General features: G+C 41.1%; 20 protein-coding genes and 1 tRNA gene. 16 read left to right on the forward strand and 5 right to left on the reverse strand.

Features of this window, described 5'->3' with window-relative positions; genetic code table 11:
* The first annotated feature begins 105 nt into the window (after positions 1-105).
* Positions 106-182: transfer RNA gene (locus ACYQ3A_RS07550), tRNA-Met, on the forward strand.
* 1 nt (position 183) lies between these two features.
* Here the strand turns inward: ACYQ3A_RS07550 and purQ are convergent.
* Positions 184-876: a phosphoribosylformylglycinamidine synthase subunit PurQ gene (purQ, locus tag ACYQ3A_RS07555; protein WP_459896609.1), complete on the reverse strand. Its 693-nt coding sequence runs from the start codon at positions 874-876 to the stop codon at positions 184-186.
* Positions 873-1,133: a phosphoribosylformylglycinamidine synthase subunit PurS gene (purS, locus tag ACYQ3A_RS07560; RefSeq protein ID WP_459896610.1), complete on the reverse strand. Its 261-nt coding sequence runs from the start codon at positions 1,131-1,133 to the stop codon at positions 873-875. The genes purQ and purS overlap by 4 nt, the downstream gene beginning before the upstream one ends.
* Before the next feature lie 59 nt (positions 1,134-1,192).
* Here purS and ACYQ3A_RS07565 point away from each other — a divergent pair, with 59 nt between their 5' ends.
* The 4 genes from ACYQ3A_RS07565 (at position 1,193) to rpoD (ending at position 5,818) form a co-directional block, all read left to right on the forward strand.
* Complete coding sequence (locus ACYQ3A_RS07565) at positions 1,193-1,780, forward strand: CPBP family glutamic-type intramembrane protease (protein WP_459896612.1); 588 nt, start codon at positions 1,193-1,195, stop codon at positions 1,778-1,780.
* A gap of 9 nt (positions 1,781-1,789) precedes the next feature.
* Complete coding sequence (gene lspA / locus ACYQ3A_RS07570; protein ID WP_459896614.1) at positions 1,790-2,248, forward strand: signal peptidase II; 459 nt, start codon at positions 1,790-1,792, stop codon at positions 2,246-2,248.
* Positions 2,249-2,471: 223 nt separating this feature from the next.
* Entirely contained in the window at positions 2,472-4,115 is a 1,644-nt protein-coding gene (dnaG, locus tag ACYQ3A_RS07575; protein WP_459896615.1) for a DNA primase, read from the forward strand.
* An 11-nt stretch (positions 4,116-4,126) separates the two neighbouring features.
* Entirely contained in the window at positions 4,127-5,818 is a 1,692-nt protein-coding gene (rpoD, locus tag ACYQ3A_RS07580) for an RNA polymerase sigma factor RpoD (RefSeq protein ID WP_459896616.1), read from the forward strand.
* On the opposite strand, the gene ACYQ3A_RS07585 is transcribed toward rpoD, so the two are convergent.
* Positions 5,807-6,649, reverse strand: coding sequence for an RluA family pseudouridine synthase (locus tag ACYQ3A_RS07585; protein WP_459896617.1), 843 nt, complete (start codon positions 6,647-6,649; stop codon positions 5,807-5,809). The genes rpoD and ACYQ3A_RS07585 overlap by 12 nt on opposite strands.
* A 139-nt stretch (positions 6,650-6,788) precedes the next feature.
* On the opposite strand from ACYQ3A_RS07585, the gene ACYQ3A_RS07590 reads away from it, so the two are divergent.
* On the forward strand, positions 6,789-7,403 hold the full coding sequence (locus ACYQ3A_RS07590) for a peroxiredoxin (RefSeq protein WP_459896618.1): 615 nt from the start codon (positions 6,789-6,791) through the stop codon (positions 7,401-7,403).
* Here the strand turns inward: ACYQ3A_RS07590 and ACYQ3A_RS07595 are convergent.
* Positions 7,400-8,437, reverse strand: a complete 1,038-nt coding sequence (locus ACYQ3A_RS07595) for a polysaccharide deacetylase family protein (protein ID WP_459896619.1) — start codon at positions 8,435-8,437, stop codon at positions 7,400-7,402. The genes ACYQ3A_RS07590 and ACYQ3A_RS07595 overlap by 4 nt on opposite strands.
* On the reverse strand, positions 8,370-9,227 hold the full coding sequence (locus ACYQ3A_RS07600) for a glucosaminidase domain-containing protein (RefSeq protein ID WP_459896620.1): 858 nt from the start codon (positions 9,225-9,227) through the stop codon (positions 8,370-8,372). The genes ACYQ3A_RS07595 and ACYQ3A_RS07600 overlap by 68 nt, the downstream gene beginning before the upstream one ends.
* Positions 9,228-9,305: 78 nt before the next feature.
* On the opposite strand from ACYQ3A_RS07600, the gene ACYQ3A_RS07605 reads away from it, so the two are divergent.
* The 10 genes from ACYQ3A_RS07605 to nuoH are packed head-to-tail and all read left to right on the forward strand — an operon-like array spanning position 9,306 to position 17,807.
* Complete coding sequence (locus tag ACYQ3A_RS07605; RefSeq protein ID WP_459896622.1) at positions 9,306-9,887, forward strand: Fe-S-containing hydro-lyase; 582 nt, start codon at positions 9,306-9,308, stop codon at positions 9,885-9,887.
* 57 nt (positions 9,888-9,944) lie between these two features.
* On the forward strand, positions 9,945-10,310 hold the full coding sequence (locus tag ACYQ3A_RS07610) for an NADH-quinone oxidoreductase subunit A (protein ID WP_459896623.1): 366 nt from the start codon (positions 9,945-9,947) through the stop codon (positions 10,308-10,310).
* Positions 10,301-10,783, forward strand: a complete 483-nt coding sequence (locus ACYQ3A_RS07615; RefSeq protein ID WP_459896624.1) for an NADH-quinone oxidoreductase subunit B — start codon at positions 10,301-10,303, stop codon at positions 10,781-10,783. The genes ACYQ3A_RS07610 and ACYQ3A_RS07615 overlap by 10 nt, the downstream gene beginning before the upstream one ends.
* Positions 10,771-11,256, forward strand: coding sequence for an NADH-quinone oxidoreductase subunit C (locus tag ACYQ3A_RS07620; RefSeq protein WP_459896625.1), 486 nt, complete (start codon positions 10,771-10,773; stop codon positions 11,254-11,256). The genes ACYQ3A_RS07615 and ACYQ3A_RS07620 overlap by 13 nt, the downstream gene beginning before the upstream one ends.
* A gap of 3 nt (positions 11,257-11,259) precedes the next feature.
* Positions 11,260-12,438 carry an NADH dehydrogenase (quinone) subunit D gene (nuoD, locus tag ACYQ3A_RS07625; protein WP_459896627.1) on the forward strand — a complete coding sequence of 393 codons (1,179 nt, stop codon included), beginning with the start codon at positions 11,260-11,262 and terminating at the stop codon, positions 12,436-12,438.
* On the forward strand, positions 12,435-12,917 hold the full coding sequence (locus tag ACYQ3A_RS07630; RefSeq protein ID WP_459896628.1) for an NADH-quinone oxidoreductase subunit NuoE family protein: 483 nt from the start codon (positions 12,435-12,437) through the stop codon (positions 12,915-12,917). The genes nuoD and ACYQ3A_RS07630 overlap by 4 nt, the downstream gene beginning before the upstream one ends.
* On the forward strand, positions 12,914-14,182 hold the full coding sequence (gene nuoF, locus ACYQ3A_RS07635; RefSeq protein ID WP_459897441.1) for an NADH-quinone oxidoreductase subunit NuoF: 1,269 nt from the start codon (positions 12,914-12,916) through the stop codon (positions 14,180-14,182). Before ACYQ3A_RS07630 ends, nuoF begins: the two co-directional genes overlap by 4 nt.
* Entirely contained in the window at positions 14,183-16,378 is a 2,196-nt protein-coding gene (locus tag ACYQ3A_RS07640; protein ID WP_459896629.1) for a 2Fe-2S iron-sulfur cluster-binding protein, read from the forward strand.
* Positions 16,378-16,851, forward strand: a complete 474-nt coding sequence (locus ACYQ3A_RS07645) for a Crp/Fnr family transcriptional regulator (RefSeq protein WP_459896630.1) — start codon at positions 16,378-16,380, stop codon at positions 16,849-16,851. The genes ACYQ3A_RS07640 and ACYQ3A_RS07645 overlap by 1 nt, the downstream gene beginning before the upstream one ends.
* Positions 16,848-17,807, forward strand: a complete 960-nt coding sequence (gene nuoH, locus ACYQ3A_RS07650) for an NADH-quinone oxidoreductase subunit NuoH (RefSeq protein ID WP_459896631.1) — start codon at positions 16,848-16,850, stop codon at positions 17,805-17,807. Before ACYQ3A_RS07645 ends, nuoH begins: the two co-directional genes overlap by 4 nt.
* The last annotated feature ends 10 nt before the right edge of the window (positions 17,808-17,817 follow it).

The following is a 17,817-nucleotide window of genomic DNA, read 5'->3' on the forward strand; positions in this document are numbered from 1 at the left end:
ATTTTGGGAATAGATACTGATTTGCAACTTTAAAAAGTTTACCAACTGAACCAGAACAAACAATTGAAAATTTTGTCAATATTACTAACTTCTCAGGTAGAATGACGCGGGGTAGAGCAGTCCGGTAGCTCGTCGGGCTCATAACCCGAAGGTCGCGGGTTCAAATCCCGCCCCCGCAACCAATTAAACAAGAACAGACCTCACTATAGATTCAAACATTCTATAACCATCTACACTTTCCAGAATAGCCTCAGAGGCTCTTTCCGGGTGGGGCATCAATCCAAAAACGTTTCCTTTCTTATTACAAATACCGGCTATGTTGTTGAGAGAACCGTTAGGATTGAACTCTTCCGAAACAATTCCTTCAGGTGAACAGTATCTAACAACTACCTGTCCATTCTCTTCAAGTTCTTTCAACGTTTCAGGAGTACAAGTATAGTTTCCTTCTGCATGGGCTATTGGAATTCTCAGGATTTCTCCTTTTTCATAGAGATGAGTAAAGGGAATTTCGTTATTTTCAACCTTCAGATAGACAAACTCGCATATAAAGGAGAGTGTCTTGTTGGGCAACATTGCGCCTGGTAGCAAGCCAGCTTCTAATAGAATCTGGAATCCGTTGCAGATTCCCATTACAAGGCCGCCTCTCTCTGCAAATTCACAGATGGCTTCTGTAACAGGAGAGAGCTTTGCCATTGCACCTGCTCTTAAATAGTCGCCGTAAGAGAATCCTCCAGGTACGATGATACAGTCAATACCGGATAGGTCTCTCTCTTTATGCCACAGGTACCTTACCTCGTGTCCTAAAACCTTTTCAATAACCCATCCTACGTCTCTGTCACAGTTACTGCCGGGGTAGACAGGGATTCCAAATTTCATTCTTTCACCTCTTCAATTTCGTAGGTGTATTCCTCTATTACAGGGTTTACCAAGAACTTCTTTGCCATCTCCTCAATTTCTCTTTTGACCTCTTCAGGAGATCCTGCTTCAATGTTCATGGTTATGTACTTCCCGACTCTGACGTTCCCAACCTTTTCAAAACCAAGGCTATGGGCTGCCTTTTCTACTGCCACTCCCTGTGGGTCAAGAACTCCTTTCCTGTAGGTAACAAAAATCTTCACAAAGTAGTTTGCCATTTTTCACCTCTTTGTTGCATAATCTACTCTGGGAATTTTAGCAAAAGGAGTGCCTCAATTTGAATTTGAAGAAGTGTAAAAGCTGCGGTTTTGTGAAACTCTACTTTGCGGTGATTATCGTATCAGCTATAACGATAAAATTTTTCAAAGAGTATTCAGCTATGATCAACCTTTTTCTAATGGTTGGCATTCCTGTTTTGATTCTAAAAAAGACTCCAGAAGAATTGGGTTACAGAAACTTTCTCAAAGGACTTATCTGGGGAATCGGTATTTCTCTCCTGATTCTTCCTCTCTATGCTGTAGTTTGCAGTAAGATAGGAAATACCTCTCTCTTGTCATTTGAAAATTCCTTAAATATCGTTCTTTTTTACCTTACGGTCGCTGTTGCTGAAGAGACCTTTTTTAGGGGATATTTCTACTCGGAAATGGAGAATGAACCTTTTCTGGGGCCTATTTCAAAGGCCAATTTCGTCTCCAGCTTTTTCTTTGCTACTGCTCATGCCCTTATCTACTTCAACCCTGTTATGTTTAAAGTTTTCTTTCCTTCTCTTATAATGGGATACCTTTACGAAAGAAGCGGTTCTATATTGGCTCCTATAATTTTTCACTGGATCTCTGATGTTGTCTATCAATTTGTTTATTGCTAAGGAGGCCTTGTGAGATCTCAGGCTTTGATGGTTGCTGTTTTATCATTTATCTTGGATAGAGTAACTAAATTGGCAGCGGAGAAGTTCCTGTTTGGAAAAGTTCTTTCTGTAATTCCCGGTTTGTTTGATCTCAGATATGCAGAAAACCGGGGAGCTGCATTCAGTATCTTTTCCGGCAGTAATGATGTAGTTAGAAAACTGTTTCTTCTAGTTATACCGGCCATAGTTGCTGTTTGGATTCTCTACTACATTCTCTTTAAACCTATGAACAACAAACTTTTTGGCTTGGGATTAGGATTAATACTTGGCGGAGCAGCAGGAAACCTCTACGATAGGATTGTTTACGGAAAGGTTATCGATTTTCTGGATTTTTATATCGCTTCCTACCACTGGCCTACATTTAACGTCGCAGATGTTTCTGTTTTTCTGGGTTGCCTTCTTGTCCTCTTTTCCTATTCCAGAAGATAAGTTGACTGATGGTGTTTGAAAATTCTTATTTTGGCTCTAAAAGATATTGAGATTCTTTGGCTGTAAAGCAGCCTCAGAATGACGAAGAAAGTCATCCTGAGGGTGAAACCCGAAGGATCTCTTAAAGTTCATAGCTATTTTTCAAACAGTCTCAAGTTGACTTTGTTCTGATCGTGAATAATTTTTAGGTAGGCACTCAGACCATTGACAAGAGGTGATATAATTGGGGAGCTCAAAAATCCCCTACTCTTTTGTTCAGGAGCTTCTTTCAAGAGTTGACATCGTAGATATAGTATCAAATTATGTCCAGCTAAAGCAAGTAGGCAGGAACTATACAGCTCTTTGTCCCTTCCATCCCGAAAAAACTCCCTCCTTCGTTGTAAGCCCTGAAAAGCAGATATTTAAGTGTTTTGGGTGTGGTGTAGGGGGGAATGCAATTACCTTTGTTGAAAAGTATGAAAACTTAAGCTTTCCTGAGGCTGTAAGGAGAATTGCCGAGCTTGCCGGTATAGAAGTTCCATCTGAGTTTAAGGAAGAGAGGAAGATCTCTTTAGTTGAGGAAGCAGGTTATAAGACTGCAAGATACTTTAATTCAAAGATTTCTCACATAAGAGACTACCTTGAAAGCAGAGGAGTAACAGAGAGTTCTATTGAAAGGTTTTTGATTGGGTATGCTCCATCGGGATACTCAAAAGAACTAAATATCAACTCTTTCGCTGCAAAAGAACTGGGTTTAATAAATAGCAAAGGAAAAGAGTTCTTTGCTGGAAGGTTAATGATTCCTATATTTAGCCACTCTGGAAAGGTTGTGGCTTTTGCAGGAAGAACTTTAAAGGATGACAAATCCATTCCCAAGTACATAAACAGTCCGGAGAGCGAGCTTTTCAAGAAGAACTCTATCCTCTACGGATTTTATCAGTCAAGGGAAACAATTCTGAAAGAGAAGAAAGTAGTCCTAGTTGAGGGTTATTTTGATGTTATATCTCTTCATCAGGCTGGAATAAGAAATGCTGTAGCTCCTATGGGAACGTCCCTTACTGAGAACCATGTAAAGATTGTAAAGAGATACTCTTCTTCTCCAATTCTGATGTTTGACGGAGATAGTGCAGGAAAGAAAGCAACGATAAGGAGTGCAGGGTTTTTCCTTTCTAAAGGAATAGAGCCTCTTGTTGTACAGTTACCATCAGGGGAAGATCCAGACTCAATGGCAAGAAAAAATCCAGAGCTCCTGAATGATTTGCTATCTAATCCTCTACGTTTCATAGAGTGGAGCATAAGAACAGTTAAGGAACTTCCTGATGAAGAGAAATCGGTAGTTCTGAAGGAAGTCATTCATGCCATTTCACCGCTTAAAATGGTGGATCCTTTCAAGTATAAATCTTTTGTTTCTAAATTAGCTGCTGAGTTTGAGATCGATGAAAATTGGATTCGTCTTAACGTTGTAGGATATAGAAAAGATAAGCAAGATGAGAAATTTTCTCCTATTCCACATTATGAGAAAGCGTTTTTAAGGGCGTTCATTGAGAACCGTTTTCCTCTTCCAATTGAGATTTCTCCCAACATATTTGTTTCCGAAGAGGTTTCCCGTATTTACTCCGTATTGAGGACAATGGACAGAAGAGATCCAGGAATTATCCAGCTCCAGTTTCCTGAGCTTTCCGATTTTCTGGCAGAAGTCCTTATCTCTGAGTTCTCAGAGGAAGAGTTAAAAATGGCAGTGTGTAGAACACTTAGCAAAGAAATTGAGAGAAGAATAAAAAGAACTCAGGAGCTTCATGAGAAAAAAGAACTTAAAAGGTTGGTTTTTGATTTAAAAAGAGGAAATCTTGAAAAGCTTAACAGTGCTGTCCTTAAAATAACCGGTTAAAGGAGGAAGCCTTGGAAAGGCCTAACTTTGAAGAGATAATTGCCTTAGGAAGGGACAAAGGTTACATCACATTTGATGAGCTAATGGAGCACCTCGACGAAGAGGTACTCACACCGGAGCTCATTGAAGAGCTTATAACCCAACTTGACGAGTTCGATATCCACATTATACCAAAAGAGGGTGAAGACCACGTAGATCTTTCCAAGCTCCAGATCACCATTGCTCCTGATACTATGCCCCGATCTGATGATCCTATAAGACTGTACTTGCGGGAGATGAGCGGTATATCTCTACTCAAAAGGCACGAGGAGATAGCTCTCGCAAAGAGGGTAGAACTTGGAAGAAAGGCTCTTTTAAGGTATCTCCTAAAAACAAGGGTTGTTCTGGATTACATTCTGGAAATGGAAGAAAAAATCAAAAATGGAGAGGTAAAGGTAAGAGATATTATGCGTTCTCCCGATGACTTTGCAGAGGGAGGAGAAGCTCAGAGAAAGAAGAAGTTCTTTGCAATAGTGGATGAAATCAAGGAATTACTTCCTCAGTTTGAGAAACTCCAGAAGCAGTATCAGAGAAACAAAAAAAATGCACAGTTGAAGAGAGAGTATTTGAAGGTATGGGCTAAGATAAATTCACTCTTGAGACAGCTTCCCCTTTCCTACTCTATTTATGAACTCATGGCAGATGATATTTATCGTAAGTACAAGATTCTCAAAAAGAGCGAAAGAAGCCTTCAGAAGTTGAGTGGAAAGCTTTCTTTCCTCGGTATTTCAATAGAGGAAATCTGTCAGAAACTGGACGATGACGAAATAAGAGAAAAGATCGATGCTTCAAAGTACACAACAAGAGAAATAAAGAAAATGGTCAAAAAATACCTTGATACTAAAGAGACCTACAAGCAAGTTGTTGATTCCCTTCAAATGCCAAGGAACACTTTCTACAAACTGGCGGAAAAGATCTACTTCTACAAAAAAGACTCTCAAGAAGCAAAGCAGATTTTGGTTCGTTCAAACCTCAGGCTTGTTGTAAGTATTGCTAAAAAGTACATAAACAGGGGACTTCACTTCCTTGACCTGATTCAGGAAGGGAACATAGGCCTTATGAAAGCTGTTGATAAATTTGAGTATAGAAGAGGATATAAGTTCAGCACTTATGCTACCTGGTGGATTAGGCAGGCAATCACAAGGGCAATTGCAGATCAGGCAAGGACTATCAGAATTCCCGTTCACATGATTGAGACCATCAATAAGGTAATCAAGACCTCAAGGCAAATGTTTCTTGAAATGGGAAGAGAACCTAAGCCAGAAGAGATTGCAGAGAGACTCAGAATGCCTGCTTCGAAGGTTCGCTCAATAATGCAGCTTGCCCAGGAGCCTGTTTCCCTTGAAACACCAATAGGAGATGATGAGGACAGCACTCTTGGAAACTTCATAGAGGATTCTAAGAGTCCAATTCCTGAGCATGAAGTGATCAAAAGAGATCTTCAAGAGAAGGTTTCCCAGTTGCTCTCGCAGCTCAACGAGAGAGAAGCCCTTGTTTTAAAGCTTCGTTTTGGACTTGATGGTTATCCAGAACATACCTTAGAGCAGGTTGGAAAAGAACTTAAGGTTACAAGGGAAAGGATAAGGCAAATAGAATCAAAAGCTCTCAGAAAGCTCAAGAATTGTGGCCTTGACATTGATTTAAGTATATTCTTAGAGCGTTAATATCTGGAGGGGTTTCTTACCCTCCAGAATTTCAATGTAGTTTTTAAAGTCCTCAAATAATGGAGCTTTGATTTCTATTTTCTTTCCTTTGACAGGATGCTTGAATACCAGTTTTTCCGCATGGAGCATTATTCTCGGTGCGAAGAGATGAATCTCTTCAGGAAATTTCCTTTTCCAGTAGATAAATTCTCCAACTACTGGATGGCTTAAAAAAGCAAAGTGCCTTCGAATCTGATGCTTCCTGCCTGTTGGAATCTCAACATCCAGAAGATCTGTCTTTCCTGTTTGTTTAACAACTCTGTAGATCGATATGGCTTCTTTTCCATCAATTGGGATAGTTATTTTTCCCGATTTTTTCCTCAAATTTCCAGCTGTAAGAACCAAGTAGCTTTTCTTTATCTCACGTCTCCTGAAATTTTCTATAAAGAGCTCAAAAACCTCCTTTGATTTTGCAACGATAAGAGCTCCCGTTGTCTGTTTGTCCAGCCTGTGAACTGCCCAGGCGTTTTTAAATCTCTTTCTCAGAATCGTTTCAATGTCCGGAGCATTTCTGTTACTGTTTATAAATGGAGGCTTGTTTACAACCAGCAGGTATTCGTCTTCAAACAGGGTTTCTATCTCTGGCCTCTTGAAAAGAAGGTCTGGAATGGTAAACCTTACAGTACTTCCAGGTTTTAGTTGTTTTTTGTAGAAAGGTTCTTTAATCCCATTTACAGAACACAAAGCCTCATCTATCACTTTTTTCGCTTTTTTCCTGCTGTCTGTAAACTGTGAAACAAGATCAATTAGGGGCTGGGGTCTCTTTACTGTAATCCTGTAAGCCTTAAACATGGTTCTACTCCCGTTCTATCATCCTGCTTAAGTGAGTTTAACAGTTTCTGGAACTATAGGTATAGTCTATTTCCATAATAGTTGATTTATCCATAGATGAACTTAATTTAAAATTGAGAAAAGTTTTCAGGAGGGAAAGATGGCTCTTGTGGGACAAAAGGCGCCCGAGTTTGAACTCCAAGCCTACGATCCAAACACAGATACCTACACAACTGTAAAGCTCTCTGACTACGTTCCAAACAACGAAGGAAAGTTCCTTGTAGTCTGTTTTTATCCTGCAGATTTTACGTTCGTCTGACCAACAGAGTTGGCTGCGGTCGCAGCTAAGTACGAAGAAATCAAGGCAAGAGGAGCTGATGTAATTGCTATTTCAACAGACACAGTCTTCAGCCATCAGATTTTCTGCAAAGTTGAACCTCTTATGAAGGACGTTAAGTTCCTTCTTGGTGCAGATCCAACAGGCGAGACTGCAAGAAAGTACGGCGTTTACATTGAAGAAGCTGGACTTGCAAGGAGAGGTAGATTCATTATTAATCCAGATGGAATTATCGTAGCTGAAGAGGTTCTCAATCCGCCTGTTGGAAGGAATGTCAATGAGCTCCTCAGACAACTTGATGCATGGAAGTACGTTTACGAGCATCCAGATGAAGCTTGTCCAGCCAACTGGAGACCTGGTAAGAAAACTCTCAAACCTGGTCCAGGGATTGCTGGAAAAGTTGGAGAAGTTATTACTATCGACGAAATTCTCTCTTAACGAGTGGCTCCCTTTGGGGAGCCATTTATAACCAGATAAAAGAACTCAGCCCTTCTGTTTGTCCTCTTATTGACACACTTTATACCTACCCTATTCTTGAACCTGTGAAATTCAATTTCTTCCTTAGTTTCTATTCCGTTTCCAGTTCTTTTTGTTTTCAACCAGCCGTATTCAGAAATGTAAATCGAACAATTTTTGTAGTTTTCTCCATTTTCAAGTTCAAAGGAAATCTTTGCAGGATTTTCTTCCAGAAGACCGTAAATCGGAGAATAGCTTTTAATAGGGAGTGGTTCAATTTCCAAAGCCCGATAGAAAGCTTTGGGGCTCGAAAGACTTCCCACAGTTGCCATTCTTGGAACTAAACTACTTTTACCGTTGTAGGTTCCTCTATCCTGAGTCATAAGGAGTTTGTATCCTCTCCTCTCAAGGAACTTTACGCTTAATCTGTCATAGCTACCATAAGGGAAGGCAAAGAATTCAGGTTTCTTTCCGAAAAGTTCTTTAAATCTTTTCTCTGAGAGTTCTAATTCCCTTTTCAAGAACTCAATGTATTCTTCTTCTTTTAGAGAAGCCCTGTACTTTGCAAGGTCAGGGTGGTTGTACAGATGATTCCCAAAGGTTACTCTTCCATACTTTTTGAGCTCCTCAATCTGTTCTAAAGTTAGGAAATCTGGATACCTTCCTATAGCATCCATGTAAAGAAAAACGGTAAAGGGAAAGTTGTATTTTTTCAGAACCTTAAAAGCTTTCATTGTTGTTTTGTAACCATCGTCAACGGTGATGACTACAGTCTTTGGGGGGATTTTTCTGCCAGATCTAACCATTTGCCAGAGTTCGTCAAGGGAAATCACGTTGTAGTTGTTTTTCTTTAGAAATTCCATCTGCTTTTCAAAGTCTTCCATCGAAACAGAGGTTGTGGGGTATTTGTTATCGCCAAATCGGTGATAGATAAAGACAGTAGCGTAATCACCTCTTGCCGGGAATGTAAAGAGAACAGCTATCGTAAAGAGTAAGATGATTTTTTTCAATGACATTTTCTAACAACCTCACGTAGTTATCCCTTTCTGTTGAATAGTATATTAAAGCCCGGATAAGTGAATCTGTATTGGCACCTTTTTCTCTTGCTTTTCTGAATTCTTCGTAAGCCCATCCGACATTTAGGTTGTATATGTAATCTTCCACGGACTGTAGGATATCATCGTAAACTTTCAGGTAAACATCGTTATTTTTCGCTTTTAACTTTTTGTTTGTTGGACGAAATACATACATTCCAAATACATTGTTTCCTTCAATGAAGAATCTTGAAGTTCCCCATCCACTTTCGATGGCACCCTGAGCAAGGACTAAACTTACTGGAACAGTGTTGATCCTTCTGAGAAGTTCTTTAAGGTCATCTGTTCTGTATTTCTTTTTCAATCTTTCAATTTCTGTTTTTTCTCCCTCTGATATCTCCTGTTTTCTTAAAACCCTTAGCAGGAATTCTCTTTCTTTTAGAACCTTTTCGTTTGCAATCAAAATTTCAGGAAGTAGCACATCTATGAACTTTTTCTTCCTTTTCTTTACAGGAAGTCTTTCAAGAGACATGACATGGGAGTAGACAATGGGAACAACTTTGTTGCAGTTTGCAGATACTATTTCTTTGATATCGGGATTTTCAATGTAGAGAATAAAGTTAATTATCTCTTCTCTTTTTACTTTAATCTCTCTCTTTGCTTCAGGCTTTTGGGGAAAAATCTTTTCTACGGACAGTTGTTTCTTAACAATAAACAGAGGAAGGATTAAAGTAGTAACGGCAGCTACAAACAGGAGAAAGTTCTCTCTCATCATTTCTCCCTAAAAATTTCAGGGAATTCTAATCCCTTTTGCTATACTATGGTATCTTCACAAAAAGGAGGTTTTGGCATGTCTGCAATAAGAATTACCACCCCCATCTTAGATGATTCGGTCATAGAAAACTTAAAAGCTGGGGATTTTGTTCTCATCTCCGGTGTCATCTACACGGCAAGGGATGCAGCCCATAAGAGGATAGTTGAAGCCCTTGAGAAGGGAGAGGAATTACCATTTGACCTTAAAGGACAGATCATCTACTATGCTGGTCCAGCTCCAGCAAGACCTGGAAGGCCTATTGGTTCTGTTGGTCCAACTACCAGCTACAGGATGGATCCGTATGCTCCAAGGCTTTTAGAAGCTGGGCTTAAAGGGATGATAGGTAAGGGTTCAAGAAATCAAGAAGTAATTGAAGCTATCAAAAAGTACAAGGGCGTTTACTTTGGAGCTGTAGGGGGAGCAGCAGCATATTTAGCAAGATGTGTGAAATCTGCTGAAGTGATAGCCTATGAGGATTTAGGTCCTGAAGCGGTAAGAAGACTGGTTGTTGAGGACTTTCCAGCCTTTGTTGTAAACGATATTTATGGAAACGATCTCTATAAGATGGGTAGGTGCCAGTATATGGAGATTGAGGATCCAGCCCTTTTCAAATGTTAAAAATTTGTTACAATATCTATGCGAATTACTTAATATTACAGAATAAGGAGAAGAGAATTGGAAAGCTATCTGGTTCTTTTTCTTTTTTTCCTGATAGCGCTGGCAGTTGCTGTTTTGGTTCCAAACATCAATCTGATCACAAATAAGATTGTAAAGATCGATCGCAGTGTTAAAGAAAAGTATGAACCTTATGAGTGTGGAATTCCAAAAATTTATCCTCTGAATAGGCATTATTTTGCGTTTTTCTACATTGTTGCTTTAGTTTTCCTTCTCTTTGATCTTGAAACCGTCTTTCTTTTTCCATGGGCGGTTGCATTTAAGGATCTCGGGATCTTAGGGTTGGTTGAAGCCTTTATCTTCATTGTGATCCTCCTTATTGGGTTCTTGTACGCCATTGCAAAGGGAGCACTTAAATGGGAATAAAGAACGGCGTATTCCTCGCAAAATTGAACGACCTTATTAACTGGGGTAGAAAGGGGGCTCTCTGGCCTTTGGCCTTTGCCACGGCCTGCTGCGGAATTGAGATGATGGCAGCAGCTGCTTCCCGTTATGACTTTGACAGGTTCGGGGTGATATTCAGGAATACCCCGAGGCAGTGTGACCTTTTGATAATGTGTGGAACAATAAGCAGGAAAATGGCTCCGATAATTAAGAGGCTCTGGGATCAGATGCCAGACCCCAAGTGGGCAATTGCCATTGGAAGCTGTGCAATCAGCGGTAACATTTTTCAGACCTATTCAACCCTTAGAGGTCTTGACTGCATTGTTCCTGTTGATGTCTACGTTCCTGGATGTGCACCTAAACCAGAAGCTTTCTATGAATCTCTCATAATGCTTCAGGAGAAGATTAAGAGAGACAAGCCAATAATCGTTGGTGGTGAAGAATGCAGTACATAACCAAAGAGTTGGTTGAAAAACTAAAAGAAAGATTTGGAGATGGAATAAAGAAAGTTGAAGAGTTTAGAGGGGAAGTAAGTATAACTGTTAAAAAGGATATTCTCCTGGAATTTATGAAGTTCCTAAAAGATTCTCCAGATTTTGAGATGGATATGCTCGTTGACGTTACCGCTGTTGATTATCCAGAGCACACTCCAAGGATTCAGGTTGTTTATCAGTTGAGATCTCTGACAAAAAGGCACAACCTGAGAGTCAAATGCTGGGCTGAAAACGAAGAAATTCCATCTGTTATTGATATCTGGAAGACTGCCGAATGGACGGAGAGAGAAACCTACGAGATGTTTGGAGTGAAGTTTACAGGGAGGGAATTGAGAAAGCTTCTACTTCCTCAAAGATATCCCTATTTCCCTCTCAGAAAGGATTTTCCACTTGAAGGTTACGAAGAACCGTGTGAAGTGTGGGACTGGGAGTAGAGAATGGCAGAGAAAGCTGATCTGATTTTAAATATGGGGCCTCAGCACCCGTCAACTCATGGTGTTCTGAGGCTTATTCTTGAGCTTAAAGGTGAAAAGATTATTGGAGCCGATGCAGTAATTGGTTACGTTCACAGAGGTGTTGAGAAGCTTGCTGAACACAGGAAGTACATGCAGATTTTGCCAGTATTTGACAGGGTTGACTACGTTTCTTCGAACTCAAACGAGCTGGGTTTTGTTCTTGCACTTGAGAAGCTCCTTGAAATAGAAGACAAAATACCTGAGAGAGCTCAGTATCTCCGAGTCATAATGGCAGAGCTAACCCGTATCTCCTCCCACCTCATCTGGCTTGGAACCCATGCTCTTGAGCTTGGGGCAATGAGCGTGTTCCTGTACGCATTTAGAGAAAGGGAGAAAATACTGGATCTCTTTGAGGAGATTGCAGGTGGGAGACTTCACACAGGCTATATGAGGATTGGTGGAGTTGCCTACGACACTACGGAGAAATTTTTAGATGAGTTGAATGATTTTCTGGAGTTCTTCCCTTCAAAGATTGACGAGTACGAAACGCTGCTAACCGAGAACAGAATCTGGAAGTCAAGAACTATTGGTGTAGGTGTAATAGATAAAGAGACAGCAATAAACTGGGGAATAACAGGACCTACTTTGAGAGCTGCAGGATGTGACTACGACGTCAGGAAGTACTACCCATACTGCGTTTACGATAAGCTGGATTTTGAAGTGCCAGTCTTTCACAACGGAGATGTTTACGACCGTTACCGCGTCAGAATGTTTGAAATGAGGGAGTCTGTAAAGATCATAAAGCAGTGCCTTGAGAAGATGCCAGAGGGTCCTGTTCAAATAGAAGACACGACAATAATCCTTCCTCCAAAAAAGGAAGTTTATAACACAATGGTTGGCCTTATTCAGCACTTTGAACTTGTAATCCATGGAATAAAACCACCTGAGGGTGAAGTCTATGCAGCAGTTGAGGGGCCTCGCGGAGAACTTGGGTACTACATAGTCAGCGATGGTTCAGATAAACCTTACAGATTAAGGATAAGGCCGCCATCTCTTATAAACATTGCGATAATGCCGGAGCTCCTTAAAAATCACTACGTTGCCGATGTTATCTCAATAGTTGGAAGTTTAGACCCTCTTATGGGAGAAGTGGATAGATGACGTTGGAAGAGTTCAAGAAAGAAGTTGAGAAGTTAAAAAATAGTGGAAAGTATCCATACAGCGGTTCTTACATACTTCCTGCCCTCTGGATTGCCGAAAAAAACTTTTCGGCCATTACACCAGAAATAATTAGAACCATTGCCGATGTCCTTGGTGTCAGGCTTATAGAGGTTGAAGAGGCAGCGGAGTTCTATGCAATGTTCCATACAAAGCCAAAGGGTAAGTACATAATAAGGATCTGTACGAACCTTTCCTGTATGCTGAGGGGTGGAGAAGAAATTCTTGAAAAGTTTTGTGATCTCCTTGGAATCTCACCGGGAGAGACAACGGAGGATGGACTCTTCACGGTTGAAGCTTTTGAATGTATGGGACTCTGCGATGGAGCTCCTGCTGTGACAGTCAACGAAGAGAGATTTTTAAACGTAACGCCTGAAAATGTACCAGAGATTCTGAAGAAATTTGGGTGGAAGGGGAAATAATGGAAAAACTCCTTCTTAGAAATATTGATAAGGAAAATTCCCATACGATAGAAGTTTACCTGAGAAGTGGGGGCTACTCTGCTTTTAGAAAAGTCCTCAAAGAGATGACTCCTGAAGATGTTATTGAGGAAGTCAAACACAGCGGTCTGAGAGGTAGAGGAGGTGCAGGTTTCCCTACTGGAATGAAGTGGGAGTTTGCAGCAGCAGACCTGAAAGAGCCTAAGTATATGGTCTGTAATGCCGATGAAGGTGAACCATGTACTTTCAAGGACAGGATAATTATAGAAAAAGATCCCCACGCCCTCATCGAAGGAATGTTAATCGGAGCTTACGCAACTGGCTGCAGATACGGGTACATCTATATCAGGGGCGAATATCCGATAGGTAGAAAGATTCTGGAGCAGGCGATTGCTGAAAGCTACGATAAAGGATTCTTGGGAGAGAATATTCTTGGAACCGATTTTTCCTTTGACCTCTACGTTCACAGCGGTGCTGGAGCCTACATCTGTGGTGAAGAAACAGCTCTTATAGATTCACTTGAGGGAAGGAGAGGAGAGCCAAGAATAAAACCACCATTTCCTGTTAACGCCGGATACCTCTGGAAGCCGACAGTTGTTAACAACGTTGAAACCCTTGCAAATGTTCCTCTTATAATTGAAAGGGGTGGTGAATGGTATGCTTCTATTGGTTCTCCAGACTGCCCAGGCCCAAAGCTTTTCCCTGTTAGCGGAAAGGTTAAAAGACCGGGAGTCTATGAGCTCCCAATGGGAACGCCACTTTCTGAAATCATCTACGAGCACGCTGGAGGGATTCTTAACGATAGAAAGCTGAAGCTTGTCTTTCCAGGAGGAGCTTCAAGTTCCTGTCTTACTGCTGATGAAATAGACGTTCCAATGGATTTTCCATCTTTAGCAAGAGCGGGAACAATGCTCGGTTCTGGTGCAATCATGGTTCTTGATGAAACAGATTGTGTTGTAAAGGCGGCTTTAAGGCTCATAGAGTTTTTCAGACACGAATCCTGCGGAAAGTGTACTCCCTGTAGAGAGGGGACAGACTGGCTTGTGAGGATAATGAGAAGGATAGAAAACGGTCAGGCTGGAGAAGAGGATTTAGATGTTATTCTATCCGTTTCAGAAACTATGGAGAACTCATTCTGCGGTCTTGGAATGGCTGCCCACAATCCTGTTGCTTCAACTGTTAAAAAGTTTAGGGATGAATACCTTGAGCACATTAGACTTGGAAGATGTCCTTTCAGGAGTAGCTAAATGGAGACATTCAAAGTTATCATAGATGGAAAGGAATGTGAGGCTTACCCTGGAGAAACTGTCCTTGAGGTGGCTGAGCGCCACGGGATAGTTATTCCTGTCTTCTGCCACCATAAAGAGCTCAGACCGGAAGGTGCCTGTAGAGTGTGTCTCGTTGAAGTTGAGGGAGCTCCAAGACTTGCAACTGCCTGCACATTAAAAGCAATGCCTGATATGGTCATAAGAACAGACACAGAAAGAGTGAAGAGAGCGAGAAAGGGAGTCATTGAGCTGATTCTCAACAACCACACCTTAGAGTGTCCAATTTGTGACAAGTCTGGAGAGTGCGAACTCCAGATGACAGGTTTCAGGCATGGTCCCAAAAAATCAAGATACAAAGAACCGAGAAGGGAAAAAGACATTGTCATAAAAGGTCCACTAATTGAAATAGACAACGATCGCTGTATTCTCTGCCGCCGCTGTGTAAGGATGTGCGGTGAGAACATGGGAAACAGAGTTCTTGGAATCCTCAAAAGAGGTTATCAAGCTTACATTTCACCTTTTAATGGAGATTTCCTTGAAAGCGGCTGTGAACATTGTGGAAGCTGTATTGACGTCTGTCCAGTCGGCTCTCTTCTTGACAGGGCTTTTAAGTACAAAGACCGTCCATGGAGAATGACGAGAACGTGGACAACCTGCACCCTTTGCGGTACAGGTTGTAAGATGGAGATCGATACCTACCATGACAGGATAAAGAGAGTTGTTGGAAGGATAGGTATCAGCGATGGTCACAACAGAGGATACTTGTGCGTAAGAGGGAAGTGGGGATGGGATATTGTCTATACAGATAAAAGGTTGAAGAAACCACTCCTGCGGGAAGGAGAAGATTTAAAGGAAATTTCAATCGATGAAGCCATTGAAATACTGAGAGAGAAGGTCTTAAACAGGAAAGTTAACCTGTTTATTGAAAGTTCTCTTACCAATGAAGAACTCACACGACTTGCTGCTATCTTTGGAACTGAAAATGTCACGTCAGATGCTTTACCCTATCAAGAAGCCCTTGAGGGTGTAGCTGAGGTAACAGGAAGGTTTGATACGGATAAGCTCTCTGCAATCTACGACGCTGAAATCATATTCGTGGTTGGAGATTTTATAGAGAAGATAAACCCTGTAACAGCAACTCTCCTGAGGCTTGCTGTTGTTCAGAGAGGAAGAAGGCTGATAAGACTTGGAAGTTTCAAATCAAAGCTTGACTCAGTTGCCTTTGAATCTCTGATAGTTAACGAGGAAAAACTCATAGATACTCTTAAACACCTTATCATGGGAACTTTTGATACTTCTTACTCCTCTCAGGACGAGAAGATAGATAAAGTTTCAAAGGTTCTCAGAAACAAGAAGGTTGCCTTCGTCATTGGAGGTATGGCTCTTTTCCACCCTGACGTTAAGGAGATTTCAAAGACCACTGCTTTTCTTGCAGACAGGATGGTAGCAAAAAGTTCAATTATTGTTATTCCACCAAAAGCCAATTCTATAAAAGTTGCCAAGCTTTTTAATTTGAAAAGACCTTCCGAGCTTAATGGTGAGGTAAACGTTCTTGTAAATGTTGAGTCAAATAGAGATTTCTTTGGAGAGGAAATAGATTTTTCAAAATTCACAGTCCTGTTTACGCCTTACTACAATCATGACGTTTCAAGAGCCCATTTGATAATTCCAATAGAGACAGGACTTGAAAAAAATGGAACTGTAGAGGGTCTTGAAGGAATTCTCGAACTAAAAACGGCTCTTAATACGGGATATTCCCTCTTTGAGATACTTTCAAGACTTCCGTTCGGAACATCAAGCTTCCAAAGGAAAGAAATTAAAACCGATAAAGAGCTTGGAAGTACAAAAGTAGAGAAAAAAGAAGGCTATCTATCTCTAACAGTTCTTCCAAACAGAACAGGCTGGAACTCTATCAGCTATTACTCAGAGAACGTTGTGAAAGTTTCAGGTAAAAGAGAGCTCCACCTCAACCCTGAAGATGCCAAAGGTAGAAAGATGGTAACGCTGAAGACCGAAGGTGGAGAGCTTGTTGTCCCTGTTGTTGAGGATAGTTCGATTCCTGAAGGAAAAGCTTTATTAAGGATTGAAAGATTTTCAAGGGATATATCAAATCTTTTAAGGGAGAGTTTCCCTTACCTGACGGGAATGCCCTGTAAAATTCTTTCGGAGGAGTGATGGTAAAAGTTGAACTGGCAAAAGAGTTTCCGTTGTTTGCAACATTTACAGAAAAAGAACTGGAAGAGATAGCAAGGTACCTTGACTATAAGGTCTATCCGAAAGGAACTGTTCTCTTTGAGGAAGGAGATCCTGGAGACAAGATCTTCTTTATAGTAAAGGGAAGAGTCGGACTTTATAGGCCAGACCCGTTTGGAAATGAGGTCAAGGTCGCAGTAAGTGAGTTCGGAACTCCACTTGGAGAACTCTCTTTTTTCAGCAATAAGCTCCATTCTTCAAAAGGTGTTGCATCAAAGGAGACTCACACTCTCATTCTTACAAAGGAAGGTTATGAAAAATTAAAGGAGGAAGACCCTCAGCTCGCAATAAAGCTCCTCGAGGCTATGGTTAAGGTTATAGCCGAAAGACTCAAGGAGATGAACAAAAAATTTGTTGATACCACCTGCTTTATCTGGGGAGGTCCCAAGAAGTGATAGATAACCTCTTGAGCCTACTCTTCATTGTTGGGCTTATGCTCGTTGCGGTACCGCCGATAACATATCTCGAAAGGAAAGTGCTTGGACACATGCAGCAGCGTCCCGGTCCGATGGTTGTTGGATTCCATGGAATACTTCAGCCTCTTGCTGATGCTATAAAGCTGATATTCAAAGAGGACATAATTCCAAAGGGTTCAGATAGACTCCTCTTCATCTTTGCCCCTTCTTTTAGCGTTTTTGCTGCGCTCCTTGCTGCATCGGTTGTTCCGATCGGCTTTATCCATGCGGTTGAAATGAAGTCAGCCCTCCTATTTGTAATGGCAATGAGTGCAATTTCTATATATGCTCTCATACTTGCAGGTTATTCATCGAACGATAAATACTCCTTTCTTGCTGGAATGAGGGCTGCAGCTCAGGTTTTAGGATTTGAGCTTCCGATGGGCTTTGCCATAATGGCTGTTGTAATACTCATGGGCTCTTTTGATTTTACAGAGATTGTAAAGTGGCAGCAGGAACACGGCTGGGGAATTTTCTATCAGCCTGTAGCCTTTGTTATCTTTCTCATAATGATGATTGCAGAGATTGGAAGACCACCCTTTGACCTTCCAGAGGGGGAGAGTGAGCTGGTAGGAGGATTCCACACAGAGTACTCTGGAATGAGATTTGCAGCTTTCTTCTTTGGTGAGTACATAAACATAATAGTTCTTTCGTTGGTTATTACTCTTCTCTTCTTCGGTGGTTGGAGTGGTCCGTTTGTTGATAAGTTTCCTGTTCTTGGAGTTGTCTATCACCTTCTGAAAGCTGGATTTTTCATTTTTCTGACATTCTGGCTGAGAGCTACTTTCCCAAGGTACAGATTTGACCAGATGCTCTCAATTATGTGGAAGATAATGCTACCCGTTGCGATAGTTAACGTCTTTATAGCAGCACTGGAAGGGTTTTTCTTGAGTTAGAAATCGAAGG

Source organism: Desulfurobacterium crinifex (assembly GCF_054656775.1).